This is a genomic window from Bradyrhizobium sp. Rc3b, from assembly GCF_900114915.1.
In the GTDB taxonomy this organism is placed as follows: Bacteria; Pseudomonadota; Alphaproteobacteria; order Rhizobiales; family Xanthobacteraceae; genus Bradyrhizobium.
The window spans coordinates 1-16,532 of record NZ_FOUS01000033.1; the positions used below are offsets into that span (position 1 = coordinate 1).

Annotated in this window: 13 protein-coding genes; 3 read left to right on the forward strand and 10 right to left on the reverse strand. The window is 65.4% G+C overall.

Going from position 1 to position 16,532, the window contains the following annotated elements:
- On the reverse strand, positions 1–194 hold a 194-nt coding region (locus tag BM190_RS38640), incomplete at its 3' end, for a flagellin N-terminal helical domain-containing protein (protein ID WP_502687027.1).
- Positions 195–517: 323 nt separating this feature from the next.
- On the opposite strand from BM190_RS38640, the gene flbT reads away from it, so the two are divergent.
- The gene (gene flbT / locus BM190_RS38645; RefSeq protein ID WP_028144338.1) at positions 518–955 is read left to right on the forward strand and encodes a flagellar biosynthesis repressor FlbT; all 438 of its coding nucleotides are present in this window, start codon (positions 518–520) and stop codon (positions 953–955) included.
- 69 nt (positions 956–1,024) lie between these two features.
- Here the strand turns inward: flbT and BM190_RS38650 are convergent, their stop codons facing one another.
- The 9 genes from BM190_RS38650 to BM190_RS38690 form a co-directional block, all read right to left on the reverse strand.
- Positions 1,025–2,524 (reverse strand): pyridoxal phosphate-dependent decarboxylase family protein, encoded by a 1,500-nt coding sequence (locus BM190_RS38650; RefSeq protein ID WP_092263179.1) that lies wholly within the window; start codon positions 2,522–2,524, stop codon positions 1,025–1,027.
- Positions 2,521–3,774: an ATP-grasp domain-containing protein gene (locus tag BM190_RS38655; RefSeq protein ID WP_092263181.1), complete on the reverse strand. Its 1,254-nt coding sequence runs from the start codon at positions 3,772–3,774 to the stop codon at positions 2,521–2,523. The genes BM190_RS38650 and BM190_RS38655 overlap by 4 nt, the downstream gene beginning before the upstream one ends.
- Before the next feature lies 1 nt (position 3,775).
- Positions 3,776–5,425 (reverse strand): hypothetical protein, encoded by a 1,650-nt coding sequence (locus BM190_RS38660; RefSeq protein WP_177237541.1) that lies wholly within the window; start codon positions 5,423–5,425, stop codon positions 3,776–3,778.
- Positions 5,415–6,191, reverse strand: a complete 777-nt coding sequence (locus BM190_RS38665) for a methylenetetrahydrofolate reductase (protein ID WP_092263185.1) — start codon at positions 6,189–6,191, stop codon at positions 5,415–5,417. The genes BM190_RS38660 and BM190_RS38665 overlap by 11 nt, the downstream gene beginning before the upstream one ends.
- A gap of 71 nt (positions 6,192–6,262) precedes the next feature.
- The gene (locus BM190_RS38670) at positions 6,263–8,146 is read right to left on the reverse strand and encodes a flagellar protein (RefSeq protein ID WP_092263188.1); all 1,884 of its coding nucleotides are present in this window, start codon (positions 8,144–8,146) and stop codon (positions 6,263–6,265) included.
- A 21-nt stretch (positions 8,147–8,167) separates the two neighbouring features.
- On the reverse strand, positions 8,168–10,051 hold the full coding sequence (gene flgK / locus BM190_RS38675; RefSeq protein WP_092263192.1) for a flagellar hook-associated protein FlgK: 1,884 nt from the start codon (positions 10,049–10,051) through the stop codon (positions 8,168–8,170).
- A gap of 34 nt (positions 10,052–10,085) precedes the next feature.
- The gene (locus BM190_RS38680; RefSeq protein ID WP_018317300.1) at positions 10,086–12,341 is read right to left on the reverse strand and encodes a flagellar hook-basal body complex protein; all 2,256 of its coding nucleotides are present in this window, start codon (positions 12,339–12,341) and stop codon (positions 10,086–10,088) included.
- A 289-nt stretch (positions 12,342–12,630) separates the two neighbouring features.
- Complete coding sequence (msrB, locus tag BM190_RS38685; RefSeq protein WP_177237542.1) at positions 12,631–13,143, reverse strand: peptide-methionine (R)-S-oxide reductase MsrB; 513 nt, start codon at positions 13,141–13,143, stop codon at positions 12,631–12,633.
- Positions 13,144–13,230: 87 nt separating this feature from the next.
- On the reverse strand, positions 13,231–14,700 hold the full coding sequence (locus BM190_RS38690) for an NAD(P)/FAD-dependent oxidoreductase (protein WP_092263194.1): 1,470 nt from the start codon (positions 14,698–14,700) through the stop codon (positions 13,231–13,233).
- A 190-nt stretch (positions 14,701–14,890) separates the two neighbouring features.
- On the opposite strand from BM190_RS38690, the gene BM190_RS38695 reads away from it, so the two are divergent.
- A complete protein-coding gene (locus tag BM190_RS38695; RefSeq protein ID WP_018317303.1) occupies positions 14,891–15,427 on the forward strand; it encodes a SixA phosphatase family protein in 537 nt (178 codons plus the stop codon).
- A 47-nt stretch (positions 15,428–15,474) separates the two neighbouring features.
- Positions 15,475–15,900, forward strand: a complete 426-nt coding sequence (locus BM190_RS38700) for a universal stress protein (RefSeq protein WP_026201824.1) — start codon at positions 15,475–15,477, stop codon at positions 15,898–15,900.
- Positions 15,901–16,532: the final 632 nt, after the last annotated feature.

Here is a 16,532-nt window from a genome sequence, read left to right on the forward strand (position 1 = left end):
TCGAGCAGGTTGTTGATGTCGCTGGCGCGGTTGTCGAGCGACTGTGCCGTGAAGAAGTTGGTGGGATTGTCCAGGGCCGAATTGACGCTCTTGCCGGTCGACAGACGGTTCTGTGTGGTGGCGAGGAGGTCGGCGGTGGACTGGAGAGAGAGGAGGTTCTGGCGAACCGACGCGGAGAGGACGATGCCTGACATAACTCTGTTACCTTTCTGGTAAACGACGCAACTGTTACTCGTCTGCTTGGATCGAGAAGTGACCCAGCGACCGGCGGACCGTGGCGCCGAGACCTCTAACGAAACATGAAATGAAATCCGTGCCTTTGCCGGGTTTCGCGTGATTCGGCCGGGGACGCCGCGCAAGATCGCCGCGCAGCCACAAGGGTACGACCTTGAAAATATTGCGGTTTCCCGCGTGAACGGCTGGAATTTACAGCTCGTTAACTAATTCCGAGCGAGAATCACGTCTTAATAGGCCGCAACGAGCGCTCGGTTACGAAAGCGTTGATGGAGAACAGGCAATGGCCCTCAAGGTCGAGCTCAGACCGCACGAACGCATCATCGTCGGCAACTGCGTGATTACCAACACGGACCAGCGTGCGCGCCTCCTGATCGACGGCGACAACGTGCCGATCCTGCGCGAGCGCGACATCCTCACGCCCGAGACCGCGGATTCGCCGGCGAAGCTCGTCTATCTGGCGGTCCAGCTCATGTACATCTCGCCGGATCCGCAGAGCCAGCACGGCACCTATTTCAACCTGGTGCGCGATATCGTCACCGCGGTGCCGAGCGCCTGGCCGATCATCGAGGGCATCAACAACAACATCCTGAACGGCGACCTCTACCGGGCGCTGAAGGATGCCCGCAAGCTGATCGCCTATGAAGAGAAGCTGCGGAGCCAATTCGAGGCCACCCATCCCCAGACGGAAGCGGCCAAGGACGTGAGCTCCGCCGCCTGACCATCGACGCAAACGACAACGGCCCCGGATCGTCTCCGGGGCCGTTGTCGTTTCAGCCATGCACCAGTGCTATTGCGCCGCGAGCGGCGGTGCCTCGACCTCGATCATTCCGTCGGCGAACCGCCGGCTGCCGAACTCCAGCACGGCCGCGACCAGCGCGTCGATGTCCGCCTCCTCGGTGCGATGATTGACGATCGCGGCGCGGATCGCAAACCTGCCGTCCAGCGTCGTGCTCGAGGGAGCTGCTATTCCGGACTCCTGGATGTCGGCGACAATCTCGCGATTGACCGCATCATCGGCACGATAGCTGAAGCAGACGATGTTGAGGTTGACCGGCGCCAGCAATTCCAGCCGCGGTTCGGCCATTACGCGGGCCTCCAGATATCTTGCCAGCGCGCAGCTTCTCGTAATGGTCGCACCGAGCCGATCGGTACCGAATGTCTTCAGCGTGAACCACGTCTTCAGCGCACGGAAGCCGCGCGACAGATCGGGACCGAGATCGCAGGGCCAGATCGCGCCCGCCGCAAGCCCCCTCGCCTCGCGGCGCAGATAGGCCGCGGGCTGTGCGAAAGCCTGCCGATGCTGCTCACCATCGCGCACCAGGAGGAATCCGGCGTCGTAAGGCACTTGCCCCCATTTGTGGAAGTCGAGCGCAATGGAATCGGCGAGCTCAATGCCGCCGAGCAGCGGCGCGAGCTCGGGCGAGAAGATCGCAAGCGCACCGAAAGCACCATCGACGTGAAACCAGATGCCCTCCTCGCGGCATAGCTCCGCGATCGCCTTGAGGTCGTCGATCGCACCAATGTCGACCGTGCCGGCAGACGCCACGACCAGGAACGGCTTGAAGCCAACCTCGCGATCAACACTGATTTGCGCACGCAGCGCGGCTACGTCGATGCGATGATCGGCATCGACGCCGATCTTGCGCAGCGCATCGGTGCCGAGCCCGGCGATGTCCATCGCCCTGGAGACGCAGCCATGAGCGGCCTGCGACATATAGGCCGTCAGCACCGCACCGTCATTGCCGATGCCGTATTGCCGCGCCAGCGTGCCGAGTGCAGCCGTGCGCGCCACCAGCACCGCCATCAGATTGGCCATCGACGTGCCCGTGACGAAGATGCCGCTCGCACTGTCCGGGAACGTGAACAGGCGGCGCATCCAGTCGACGATCTGGCGTTCGACCTCGATCGGCATGTGGTCGCGTCCGCCGAGATTGGCGTTGAGGCCGGCCGCGAGCATGTCCGCGACCATGCCGACCGCGGTGCCGCCGCCATGCACCCAGCCCATGAAGCCGGGATGGACGTTGCCGGTCGCATACGGCGCGACGTGATCGGCGAATTCGCGATAGACCTCGGCGAGGTCGCTCGCCTCGCGCGGCACGTCGGCCTTGAAGGCCGCGCGGGTCGCATCAGGAATCGGCTGCCAGACCGGGCGCGCCCGGACGTTGGCGATGCCGTCGATCGCATCGTCGAGCATGCGATGGGCGAGCGCGCGAAATTCGCTCCAGTCCTGCGGGTCGAGCGAGGCGTGCGCGACGGAGCTTTGCGCGCTGCGGAGGATCTCGTTCATGCTGCACTCCCCTCGCCTGCTCTTGCATGCCGCGACAGCATCGCCGAGAACGCCGCAAAGATCTTGCGCATCTGTGGCGGCTTGTAGGGAAACACGGCCGGCGAATCCATGTTGTGCACGACAGCGGTGTTGTCGGCCTCGAACACCAGGAGCTCGCCGCCCTGGTTCTCGGCGCAATCGACGATGAAATAATCGAGGCCGACGCGCCTGCTCATCTCGTCGAGCGCGCTTTTGTGGCGCGCGGCGAAGGCGTGATCGAAGTCGCGCATGAAGATCGCTTCTTCTGCCCGCTTCTCCTCGCTGAACGCCATGTAGGCGTTGAGATACCAGATGTCCCAGCGGTCGGCGATCGCCATGTGGCAGGCGTAAGGTTTGCCGTCGACCATCGCGAGACGATATTTGCGGTAGAGCCCGTCGGGATTCACATAGTCGACGAAGCGCGCGACGAAAAAATCCTGCTCATCACGCTCGGTAAGATAGGCTGCCAGCGCGGCCGCATCGTCGAGCTTCGCGAGTCCGACGCCGGCATGCGAGCCGCGCGGCCGCGCGATCATCGGAAAGCGCAATTCACCCGCGATGTCCCGGCAGGCGATCTGCCCTCGCGAAAGATCTGACAATTGCGCGCGCGTCGCGTGAATGGTCGCGGGAATATCGAGACCCGGCACGCCGGCCAGCAGCCGATGCAGCTTGTCGCGATCGAGGTTGCCGATGCGATCGGGACGATTGAGCAGCGGCCGCGGCCAGTGCGGCGCGGCCTGCTCGATCGAGGCGAGCGCCTCGCGGCATTCCTCGGAATCGGAGGCGACCACGATGGCAACGTCGTGCTCGGGCAAGTTCTCCGGCAGACCGACGCCCTTGACAACGTAGAGCGTCAACAGCTCGATGTCGGAGCCTTCGAGCAGAAAATCGATCGGCGTGTTGCCGCCCATGTCGATGTCGGCTGCAAGCGCGAGCACGCGCAAGCCCGGCTTCGGGGCAGCGCTCGGCGTTCGAAACAATTGGTGGAAGCTCAGCACCTCCGACTGGATCGCAAGCCCCTGATCCTTGTCGCCGAGAAGCTGGGTGATCAACGACAGATCCAGCCCTTCGCCCGCCAGTGCGGTCCCGGCCGCGATCCGCGCCAGCAGCTGGTCGCGCAACGGATGCAGGTCGACACCTTCGAAGGCCTGGCGCGTCAGCTGCGAAAAGCCGATGCGATCGGCGTAGTTCGCCGCGGTCATGCGAAGCGGCGCGGAAACCGGATGCTGCATCTCACACCTCGAACGCGGAGTTTACCGGCACGGCCGCGACCGCGCCACGGTCGAGCAGCAGCTCGATCTTTACCAGGACATGGGCGATGCGATCGAGAATTTGCTGCACGTTGCGTTGCGCCTGCGCGATGTCGGGCGACCAGGCCTCGGTCACGAGCCGTGCGCCGACGCAGAGGCGCAGCACGGCCTGCGGTGCCTCGTCCTGCCGCTCCAGCCGGACCGGCTGGCCGATCAGGCAGCGCTGCACGGCGACCTGCCGGTCCGCCGCACTGCCGCCGATCGCCTCGTTCATGTCGCGCGCCAATGCCCGATGAACGGCGGCGGTCTCGGCGATCGAGACCGGCTTGCCGTCGCGCAGCAGGATGAACGGAAAGATCGTGGTTTGTGCAAATTCCTCATCATCCGCGCCGGCAGTCCCGATCGCGGATGGAACGGGGCGAAGCGACGGCGACAGCGCGATCATGCTGTCGATGCCGGCGGCGAGCTCGGCGAGTATCTCCGCGCGGAAAGCCCCGGGCACCGTGTAGTAGCGGCCGATCTCGGCCAGCGCCGCTTCCCAGCGCAGCCATTGACCGAAGTTCGGACGGCGCTCGAAGCGCGAACGCAGCGCCGTCCAAGCCACCGGCCAATCGCAACGGCCGGCATAGTCGAAGATACCAGGCGCGATCCCCTCGACCCGGTCGAGCGACCGCGAGAGGCCCTTCGGCACCAGCACCGCGCCGCTGAAGGCCGGCCCACCGAAGAATTTGGAGCCTGTCATCAGCACCATATAGCCGCGGTCGAGATAGGAGCGCAGCCGGCGGCGACCGAACCGGGCCTGGCAGGCGTCGACGACGATCTGGACCTTGCGCGGCCAGCGCCGCGCGATCTCGTCGAGACAGGCCACGCTCGGTGCGCGCCAGCCGAGCTTGGATGCATCCATGATCTGGAGCAGCACCGGCGCGCCTTGCGCGATCGTGGCCTCAACCGCACGCAGCACCGCGGCATCCGTGTCCGCGCGCATCGCAATCCCGGGCGCAGTCGCGAGCAGCGGCAATGCGAGACTGGCGCCGGCGAGCCCGGCAACCGCACCATCCTTGCGAACCGCAAGGCCGCTCGCCGTCATGGAGCTGAAATGGTGCCCGCGGGCGGTGTGGGTCGTCCCGCTTCCGGTCTGGTCGGCGCCTATCACGATCGTCACCGGCGGCGCCCCGAGCACCGCGCGCGCCAGGAACAGGGCGTGGAGCTGGGAGTCGGTGCCGGAGGGCGAGAACACGACGTCGACGCGCGGTGAGAGCTGGAGATGGCCGCGCAGCTCGTCCCGCATGTCCTCGCAGCGCGCATCGAAGGCGATCTCGACCTCGTCGAACAGGCACTTGTGCATCAGCTCTTCGCGCGCCAGCGCGGCACGGTCGTAAGCCACTTGCGAGATCGTCGATGCGGTCGAGGAGGCGAAATTCCAGATCTCCGGCTCCGGCGAAGCCGCGCAGCCATAGCCGTTGACGCGATCCCTGGCGTCGAGCGCCAGCCGCGGATCGCCGCCGGAGACCAGCAGCGTGTCCAATGGCGTGAAGAGATCGCGCAGGCGATAACGCGAGCCGCCGTCGGGGGCGCGCTCCTGACCTGACGGACGGGATGCGCCGGCGCTCATCCCGGAACGCTCACGCCGCATCGGCCGCAGCCGCCGGCGCGAATTGCGAGGCGATATCGCCGTGGAACACCGACGGCCCGACGTGATCGAGCGAGCTCTGGATGTCGGCCCAGATCTCGCCGCCGATATCGGTCCAGCGCTTGCAGAAAGCGAAGTCCTCGGACAGATACGTGCCGGTCGCCGGATCGATCATGCATTCGAACAGCGCAAACCGGTTCTGGCTTGCCGCCAGCGTGTCGTGCGAATGCTCACGGAAGAACTGCAACGCCGCATAGTCCGGATGACGGCACATCGCCTCCAGCGCCTGGCGCCGGATCATCAGGAAGCCGGTGCCGGCATAGCGCACCCGGGTGAAACCGTTGACCACGACGATGCGGTCGGGATCCTCGATCTCGAGCACGTAGTCGAGCGAGGCGGCCGGCACGTCGGTGCGGCCCGACTGGATCGCCCGCGCGGCCTTGTCCCAATTGATCCGCTTGATCGGATAGCAGCCGGCGACGACATCCGCGCCGCATTCGATCAGCCGAAACACCTGCTCCGGCTTGAAGCCGATATCGGCGTCGATGAACAGGAAATGCGTCGCCCTGGGATCGTCCAGGAACATCGCGACCAGATTGGCCCGCGCGCGGGTGATCAGCGCATCGCCGTCGCGCAGCAGCACCTTGAGCTCGAGATTGGACATGCCGTGCACGGCGCGCTGCAGCGCGAAGATCGAGCTCGCATAGATGCTCGACACCTGCCCGCCGAAGCACGGCGTAGCCACCACCAGTTGCATCCTGTCCGACATCGGCAGCTCCGCCCCGCTCCAATCCTCACCAAGAGGTAAAGAGGCATGGTTAACGGCGCCTTAACGCATCCTTACAGGAACTTGACGAGCGAGAGCTGCGCCAGGTTCGAGGTCACCTGGTAGGACGCCTGAAGCGCGTTCTGCAGCGCCAGCAGCTGGCTCGCGACCTCGTCGGGCGAGGCCGATTCCGCCTGGTCGATGATGGTCTGGAGCTGCGCCTTGGCCTGGGTCTGGCGCGTGCTCGCGTCCTTCATCGTGTTCTGGGCCATCGCGATGTCGGTCTGGATGTCCTCGATGCGCTGCTGGCCGGGCTGCTGGGTCAGCGCCTGGGTCGTGCGCAGGCTCAGCGCAGCGACCTGCCCGCCCGAATACTGCCCGGTCGGCGAGGTCGAGAAGGTCCCGAACACCGCGATCGCCTGCAACTGCCGGCGGATCGCGTCCTCGTTAGCCTGGGCGCCGTACTGCACCGTGACGGAATCGTCGACCCGCGCCATCGCGGTCGAGCGCGCCGAGCCGGGCCCGTCATTGCCAAGATACCATTCCACGGTGGTGGCCGAGCCGTTGACCAGCGTCGTCGCCGAGCTCGCGGGCGAGGATCCGACCCGCAGCGGCGGCTGGGTGGCGGTCACCGGCGTCGCGCTGAAACCGAGCGAGCCCAGCGCGCCGGTATTCGAGCTCGTGATGTTCAGGCTCGCCGCATCGTCGGTGTTGATCGTGATCGAACCGCCATGGACCGTCGAGGGCTTCGACGTCCCCGTGATCTGGTCGATCTTGCCGAGCAGATTCTGGATGCTGTCGGTGACGTTGAGCTGGTTGCCGGTCGCGCCCGAACTGACGAAGGTCAGCGTGGTGCCGTTGACGGTGATGGTGTCGCCGGCGACGAAGCCCGGCGAGATCGAATCCGAGGGGCTCGCCCCGGACAGCGCGGTCGCGCCGGTCACGGGCGCCGGCGGCGCCGCCTGGTTGTTGACGGGCGTGCCGATCGCCGAGCTTGCGGTGTTGAAGAAATTGTCGCCGGCGACGATCGCGGATGCCGCCACCAGCGAGGTGTTGGCGAGCTTCGTGATCGCGGTGTTCAGCGCGGCGTTGAGGTTGTTCGCGGTGTTAGTCGGGTTGACGGGGGTGCTGGCGTCGATCGCGAAGCTGCCGAGCGGCGTTGGCGTCGCCGTCGACGCGGTCAGATCGATCTGCTCGGTCGAGCCGTCCGGCAGCGTGAACTGCACGCTCAGCTTGTCGCCATTGTTCGGGTTGACGCCGTTGAGATCGACCGAGAACGACACCGGCGAGCCACTCGGGCCGGTGATGGTCGCGCCCGTCAGGGTCGAGGATACCGCCTTGAGCTTCAGCCCGAACGGCGATCCGGCGGCGTCTTCCGACACCTGGATCGAGCTCGGCGTCGGCTGCGTCTGCACCAGGCGGCCCATGCCGTTGGCGCCGAGGTCGGCGGCCTGACGCTCCGCCATCACGGTCTTGAACCCCGCCTGCGTCGTGGTGCCGTTGATGATGTCGCCGGCATCCGCAACCGACTGCGTGTTGACGGCGGCTCCGGAAAACAGATAGCGGTTGCCCGTCTGCGTGTTGAGCACGCCGACCATCGAGCCGAACTGGGCGGCGGCGGTGTTCTGCGCGATGGTCTGGCCGTTGACGTTGAGATCCTGCGCGGTGTTGGCCGCGCCGGTCTGCACCGTGCTGCGGATCTTGGTCAGCGACTGCAACGCGGTGTTGGCGAGGTTGATGCTGACATTGACGTTGGTGATCGTGTCGGTATAGGCGGCGATGTTGGAGAGCTGCGCGCGCCCGGCAATCGCAAAGCCCTCGTTGGTGCCCATCCCGGAATAGTTCTGCGACAGCTTGCCGGTCGAGAGCTGCGTCGACAGGTCGGTGAGCTGCTGATTGATGTTGCGGATCTGCGAGCCGAGAATCGACGAAGAGTAGTTGATGCTGCTGATCGACATGTTTCAGAGCCCTGTTACTTGTTACACTTGAGCCTGGAGCAACGTATTCATCATGCTCTGCACCACCGACATGACGTGGGCGTTGGCGGCATAGGCATTCTGGAGCTGGATCAGGTTCGACATCTCCGAGTCCAGATTGACCTTGGAGGTCGAGTCGAACTTGGCCTGGAGCGTCGAGACCACGACGCTCTGGCCCTGCTGCAGCTGGGTGGCCTGGGTCGCGGAATTGGCCTGGACGCTCAGGAACTGCTGCAGATAATTCGAAACGCTGCCGGTGAAGGGCTGGCTCGCCGAGCCGAGACCGCTCGCTGGCGAATAGGAGAACACCGCCGAGGTGAGCTGCGAGTAGAGATAGTCCGAACGCGCGGTGTCACCCGAAGGCGTCACCGGCGAGGTGTTGTACACCGACATCCGGGTCGGGTCGGAGACCAGCTGCGTGTTCACGGCGATGCGTCCGGCAAGGCCGGTCATCTGCGAGCCCGAGGCGGTGATCGCGCCGGTGTAGAGCGCCTGTCCGCCGTCGGTGAACAGCGGCAGTTGCGGATTGCCCGAGGTCAGCGACGAGACCGTCTTGGTGATCGAGGACGAGTTGACCTTGGCGAGGCCGCTGTTGTCGTCCGTGATCCGCAGCGTCGTGGCGGTCGCCGGCGACGGCGCGGCGGAGAACGTCAAATGCGAGGTGGAGAGCGCCGTGTTGAGTGCCGAAGCGATCGCGCCCATGCCGCCGGAGAAGTTCACGCCGATCTGCATCGGGTTGGCGTTGGTCGCGTTCTGCAGTGGCAGCGCCGCCGGGTCGGTGACGTTGACAAGGGTGACCTGGCGCTTCGTGTTGGTCGCCGTGTCGGTGTAGGTGAAGGTGGCGGTGTTGCCCGGCAGCGCACCGGCAAGGTCGATGTCGAAGCCGGCCGGCGGGCCCGACACCGTGGTGCCGGCGGTGGTCTTGTCCGACAGCGCGCTCGACATCGTGGCGGCGAGCTGGTCGATCTGGTTCTGCGCCTGCACCAGCGTCTCGTCGCGCAGCTTCAGATCGGCCGCGATCTGGCCCGAGGAGACCACGTTGTTGGCGACGACGTCGACCTTCGAGCCGTTCGGCAGCACGATGTTGAGCGCGCCGACGCCGGACTTGGCCGGATCGATGTTGTAGAGCGAGGTCGCCGACAGCGCGCCGGCGGAAGCAAAGGTGAATTGCGAGGCGAGCCCGGCGCCGACGAGCTGGATGCCCGTCGTGGTGTAGATGTTGGCCTGGTTCGAACCGTCGGTGGTGACGCGCACGTCGACATATTTCGACAGCGTGTTGATGGCCTGGTCGCGCTGGTCCATCAGCGTCGCGGCCGAGGGGTCGTTGGCCGACAGGCCCTGCAGCTTGGTGTTGATGTCGGCGATCTGCTGCATAGCGACGTTGGCCGCTTGCGCCGAATTGCCGAGATCCTGCTCGACGTTGGAGCGCAGCGACTGGATGCCCTTGGTGGTGACGTTGAGCTGCGTGGCCAGCGCCTGCGCCGCGCCGAGCGCAACGGTTTGCGCCGATGAGGCGCCCGAGCTGGTCGACAGCGCTTGCAGCGCCGTGGTGAACTTGTTCAGCGCGGTTTCGAGCGTGCCGCTGTTGCCGGGCGTGCCATAGACATTCTGAAGCTGCTTCAGGATGTTGGCCATCTGATCGGCGTAGCCGCTGCCGCCGGTCTCGGTGCGCAGCTGATTCAGCACATAGGTGTCGAGCTCCCGGCTGACGCCGGTCGTCATCGCCGTCGAGCCGAAATCGCCGGTGGTGACCTCGATCTGGTTCGGGGTCTGGACGACGTAACCCGGCGTCTGCGCATTGGCGACGTTCGAGGAGACGATCGAGAGCGCGGCCTGGTTGGCACGCAGACCGCTCATCGCACTGGCGAGGGCTGAACTCAAACCCATGTTACTTGCCGCCTTTGGTTACGTTACGCGCCGATCAGCGCAACACGTTCAAGAGGTCCTGCACCATCGAATTCGCGGTCGTGATCACCTTGGTGTTGGCCGAATAGGCCTGCTGGGTCACGATCAGCTTGGTGAATTCGTCGGCGATGTCGGTGTTGGATCCCTCCAGCGAGGAGCCGCTGATGGTGCCTGAAGCACCGTCGATCGCGTCACCCGACTGCTCGGTCGCGGCATAGGCGCCGCCATCCATCGCCTTCAGATAGTTGGTGCCGTTGAAGTGCGACAGCTGAACCTGAGCGAGGTTGAGGTTCTGGCCGTTGGAGAAGGTGCCGACCACGATGCCGTTGTTGTTGACGGCAACCGAGCGAAGCTGACCGGCGGCATAGCCGTTCTGCGTGATGGTGTTGATGGTCACCGCGCCGCTGGTGCTGGCATATTGCGTCAGTCCGCCCGAGGAGATGTTGAAGGCGACCGAGCCGAGCGACTGACCGCTGACGCTGACATTGTTGATGGTGATGCCCGAGCCGCTCGGCGAGGTCAGCGAGCCGTCGCTGGCAAAGGTGAAAGTCTGGCCGGTATTGACCCAGCCGACAGTCGTGCCGGTCGCGTTCGGGTCGGTCTGGTAGAACAGGTTCCAGCTATCCGAATGACCCGCGCCCAGCGAAGCGCTGTCGGTCTTGGCCCAACGCAATTGCAGGTTCACCGGCGTGCCGGCGGCGTTGTAGGCGGTCACCGCGCCGCCGCTGATCGATTCCTTGGTGAAGGTCGCGATGTCGTTGCCGATCACGCCACCGGTGCCGGCGGTGCCGCCGCCGTCGCGGTTCTTGGTGATGGTCGAGGTGAAGCCGAGCGCCGAGAAGGCAGCGCTGTTGGAGCTGGACACCGAGAGGTTGGAAACGGTGCCGGTGTTCAGTGTGATGACGCCGCCGCTGCTGACCGTCGATCCGGAGGCGCCGGAGAGCGCATCGATCTTGCCGAGCAGAGTCGTGACGTTGTCGGTGGTGAGGATCTGACTGGCGCTGGGAACCGTAGGCGGCGAGACGAAGGTCAGTGTCTGGCCGTTGACGGTGATGGTATCGCCGGCGGCGAAGCCGGACGAGAGCACCTGGGCGCCACCGGCGGTTGCGCTGCCGCTCAGCACCGTTGCCCCCGAGATCGCGGGTGAGGACAGTACGTTGCCGCCGCGGGTCACGCTGCTGATGCCGAGCGCGGTGGCGGCGGTGCCGCTGCCGACCGCCACATCGGTGCCGGTGCCGGTGGAGATCACGATGTTGCCGCTCGCGGAGAGCGAGGCCGTGACGCCGGCGCCGCCCGCGGTCTGGATTCCGTTCAGGATGTCCGCGACCGTCGCCGTCGTGCCCGCGCCGAGACCGATGGTGGTGTTGTTGCCGACGGTCGAGACCGTCGTGCCGCCGTTGAACGTGATGGTGTTGCCATTGATGGTCAGGGTCTGGCCGCTCAAGGCGGTGAGGATGCTGGAGGCGAGATGCGTGCCGACCGTGTTGTCGAGCGATGTGGTGGTCGAGGCCACCGCCGCCGAATTGTTCTGGAGTGCGACCGTGCCCGTGCCCGTCGTCGACGAATAGGCCGAACGGATGTTGCCGGTTGCAGCCGCGCCGGACACCATTGCGTTGGCGTAGGGCGCGGGAGGTGTGCCGACCGGCAGCGGGTTGGCGGCGAAATCGGACGGGTTCAGGCCGCCCGCCGCCAGCAGCGTGCCGCTCGACGCGGTCGTTTTCGCCACCGTGTTCGGCTGGGTCGGCAGGTTCGCAGCGTACTGGATCGAGGTGGTCGCCTGCGCCGGAATGAAGTTGTTCTGGAATTGCAGCACGTTGGCCACGCTGCCGGTCGGGTTACCGGTCTTCGGATCGACGGTGACGCCCATCAGGTAATAACCGGCGCCGTTGACCAGATTTCCGTTGGCATTGAGCTGGAAGTCGCCGCGCCGCGTGTAGTAGGTGACGCCGGTGAAGACAGGCACGTTGTCGACGACGCCGCTCGCCTTCTGGATCGAGAAGAAGCCGTCGCCGGTGATCGCCATGTTGGTGGCGACGGTGGAGCCCGAGATCGTGCCCTGCGTGGTGATGGTAGCCTTGGCGTTGGCCGTCACGCCGCCCGCGACCTGCTTGCTCGGGACCGAGGAGTCGGGGATGAGATCGACGAAGCTGGTGCCGATGCCCTTGTAACCGGTGGTGGATGAGTTCGCGATGTTGCCGGAGATGTTCTGCAGCGCGTAGGACTGCGCCTGCAGGCCACCCACCGAGGTGTTCATTGCATCGAAGATACCCATAACTTTGTCTCCAAATCCGATCTCGGCGGCGGGTCGACATGGCCGCAGTCGGAGGAGACAGTCGCAAGGGCTGTGCCAATGCAGGTATTCTCAGGAAATCAATGACTTAATGAAAAAGCCCCGGCCTGACGACCGGGGCACATTTGCCGGGACCGGCAACAATTGCCGGGACACATCGTCGTTCCGGGGCGATGCGAAGCATCGAGCCCTGGTGCGCATTGCGCACCTGAGAACCTCGAGATTCCGGACGCGATGCTCACGCATCGCTCCGGAATGATCCCCGCGAAACCTACGTCGCCGAGGCCGCCGCCGGATGGAACACCAGCCCGAAACCGTCGATGCAATAGCGCAATCCGGTCGGCTTCGGACCGTCGTCGAAGACGTGGCCGAGATGGCCGCCGCAGCGCCGGCAATGCACCTCGGTGCGCACCATGCCGTAGGCGCGGTCCTCGGTCTTGCCGACATTGCCCTCGATCGGCTGGTAGAAGCTCGGCCAACCGGTGCCGCTCTCGAACTTGGTCTCGGAGGCGAACAGCGGCAGGTCGCAGCCGGCGCAGGCGAAGATGCCTTTGCGGTGCTCTTTCAGCAGCGGGCTCGAGCCGGGCCGCTCGGTGCCATGGTTGCGCAGGATCTCATATTGCTGCGGCGTGAGCTGGGCGCGCCATTCAGCCTCCGTCTTCGTGATCTCGAACTTTTCCACGGCTTTCTCGCCAGCCTCGGCGGGCGTTCCTCTCAGCCAGCGGAAGGCCCCGAGGCCGAACAGGCCGGCGGCAGTCGTCAACAGGATGCGGCGATCAAACATCTCATTCTCCGTGCGCGGGCAATCCACGCCCTGAGATACGGGCTTCTGTCGGCCGAAGTTACACGGCCGGGCGGAATTTCTCTCAAATTATTGGGAGGCGGCGCCATCATGCGAGGCCGGTTCCACGGCACGCTCTGCCTCCCGGACCGCGCGTTTCGGCGGCGGGGCCGGTCGCGGCCTGACGCCGGGCGCTGGACGGCGCGGACCGGTGCCGGCGGCCCGGTTGGCTTCGGCAAGGCGCGCCTCGCGCTCCCTGTCCTTGACCCTGGCGCGTTCGCGGTAGCGGGCGAGCGAGCCCGCGGCGGCAGAACTCGCCCTGCCCCAGATCCCGACCAGCTGGCCCGCGACCCGCCCCGTGGCGCCGCCCGCCCAGACCAGCTCGAACGGCGAGAACAGCTTCCAGCGCTCGTCGCCCCACAGGATGCTGCGCGCGATCATCTGCCCGGCCATGGCCGAAATGTTCATGCCCTGGCGGCCGAACCCGCTCGCCACCCAGAGGCCTTTGCGCAACTGGCCGATCTGCGGCATGCCGTGCACGGTCTGGCCGGTGGCGCCGCCGAACATTTCGCTGATCTCGACATTGCCGAGCTCCGGAAAGATCGTGCGGATCCGCCGCCTGACGCTGCCTGCAAAGCGCTGCGGACGCGCGGCCCAGGTGGTCTCCGGGCTCTCCCACATCAGCCGGTCGCCATCGACGATGCAGAAATGGTCGACCCCGTCGGAATCCATCACCGCTCCCTTGAAGGCGATGACCTCGTGCACGCGCTCGCCGAGCGGCGCGGTGATGCCGGCGTAGCGCCAGACCGGCAGCAGCGTCTCTGACAGCCGCCGCAGGGGCGCGCCGAGATGGATGTTGCCCGCGAGCACGATGTGGGTGGCGCGCAGCCGCGCCGACGGCGTGACGATGCGCTTGCGGATGCCGGAATGATCGATGCTGACGACCGGCGTGTCCTCGAAGATGCGGGCGCCGGCCCGCCGCGCCAGCGCCGCAAGGCCGTGCACATATTTGCGGCCGTCGACCTGGAATGCTTTGGGATAATACACGCCGTGGAAATAGCGATCGGTCTTGAGCACCTCGCGGACGCGATCGACCTGCCAGCCCTCGGCCTCGGTGTCGAAATCCTCGTTCAGCATCTGCAACCGGCTAATCAGACGGTCGCCGGCATCGACGTTGGAGACCTCGAGCACGCCGTTGCTCGGGGCAATCCCCGGCATGTTCTCTTCCGTGGCGTTGGCCCGGACGAACTCGGCCCCCTCCTTCGACAGCGTCCACAATTCACGCGCGTCCTCAAAGCCGATGCGCTCGATCAGGTCGGTGAGCGGCAGCGCAAAGCCCGGCATCACGGTGCCGAGCTGGTTGCCGGAGGCGTTCCAGCCGATATGACGGCCCTCGAGCACCGCGACACTGGCCCCGAGCCGGGCTGCCTCCAGCGCGATGGAGAGCCCGGCAAGCCCGGCACCGATGACGCAGATGTCGGCGTCGAGATCGAACGACAGCCGCACACGGTCGCGAAAGCCGACTTCTTCCTGGGACACGCTTGTGAAAGTCTCGCTCATGTCGTTTTCTTAGAGCATGATCCGGAAAACTGTGCAGCGGTTTTCCGAACAGATCATGCTCGAAATAACAACCTTAAGCACGATGACGATTCGTTCTAGTCTCATCGCGCTTTACACCTGCCAGGCGCTTGTCACCTTGTCCCCGCCCGCGTCTGTACATTATCCGCGACCGTAACGATTCGAGAATGCCATGCGCCGTTTGATGCTGCTGCGTCACGCCAAGACCGAGACCGACGCGCCGAGCGGCCGTGACCAGGACCGACGGCTCGACGATCGCGGCCACAAGGATGCCGCCCGGATGGGCGATTGGATCGCCGCCCATCCGCCCTTCCCCGAGACCGTGCTGGTGTCGCACGCCGTCCGGGCCCGGCAGACCTGGGACATCGCCTGGGAGGCGATGAAGCACCGCGTCCCGACGCCGCAGGTCGAGATCCTGCCGGAACTCTACGGCGCCGATCCCGCGCAGATCCTGGACTCCATTCGCACCGCAACCGCCCCGGCCAACCCGAAGCAATTGCTGCTGGTCGCCCACAATCCCGGCATGCACGAGGCCGCCTTGATGCTGATGGGCGGCGGCGATCATGATGGCGCCAGGGCGCTCAGCCACAATCTGCCCACCGCGGGACTTGCGATCTTTGACTTTGACGTCAAGGATTGGGGTGACGTGGCCTACCGCCGCGGCAAGCTGGTGCTTTTCACCAGCCCCAAGCTGCTTCGATCGGGATGATCGCGACGGCCGGGAAAACGTGCTGACTGGAAGATTTGGAGGCGCAGATGTTCAAGTCCATCCTCGTGCCCATCGACCTCGCCGACACCGACCTCGCCAAGCCGGCGATCGCGACCGCGGCAACGCTGTCGCAGACCTGGAGCGGCCAGGTGCGCCTGCTCAACGTGCTGCCGATGACGCCGGTGATGCTGGCCGAATACGTGCCGGCCGACTTCGACGAGCAGCAGCGCCAGACCTCGGAAGAAGCCCTCGCCATCGTCGCGCGCGAATCCGGCATCGAGGCTTCCCGCATCTCCAGCGTGGTACGCCAGGGCGGCATCTATCACGAGATCCTCGAAGAAGCCGTGCACATGAAGGCCGATCTGATCGTGATGACCTCGCACCGGCCGGCGATGCGCACCTATTTCCTCGGCTCCAACGCTGGACACGTGGTGCGCTACGCGAAGTGCTCGGTGCTGGTGGTGAGGCATTAAGGATCGTCATAGCCCGGTCTCGTAGGGTGGGTTAGCCGTGCGGACTGCGCGAAGCGCTGACCGCTCGGCGTAACCCACCACTTTAATATCCGCGGCGGCAGAGAGGTGGGTTACATTTGGGGACTGCGCTACGCGCAGCCCGGGGCTAACCCACCTACTCGTCTACAATCCCTTGCGTTTCTACAATCCCTTGCGTTGCCCGACGGGCAAAACACCCAATTGGTCGGTCAATCCGCGCCGTCGAAAATATTCCACTTTACCGAAATTCGGAAATGACGTATGTGTCGCGACAACCCGGCCCAAGGAAGAGGGGCGTATCGCGATCGTCACGAACGCGGGCCGGGTGGCGGTGGACGCAGGTGACATCGGCGCGAACAGCTTCGCAGGGCGGGTAACCGTGAGCGAAGACCTCGCGCACACGACCGGTGTGATCGGCGTACGGCAAAATCGTGTGGTCCTGACGCCCGGGGTCTGTGCGTCAAGTGTTGCGGTGATGGGTGTCGTCCAACCGGACGCATCCCTCAGCCATCCGCAAGGCGACGGGGGCAATAGTGCAACGCTCCCCGGGGAGAGCACGACATAAGCCGTAAAACCACTGCGCAGGGAAGGCCGGGATGTCCTGGCTACACCTG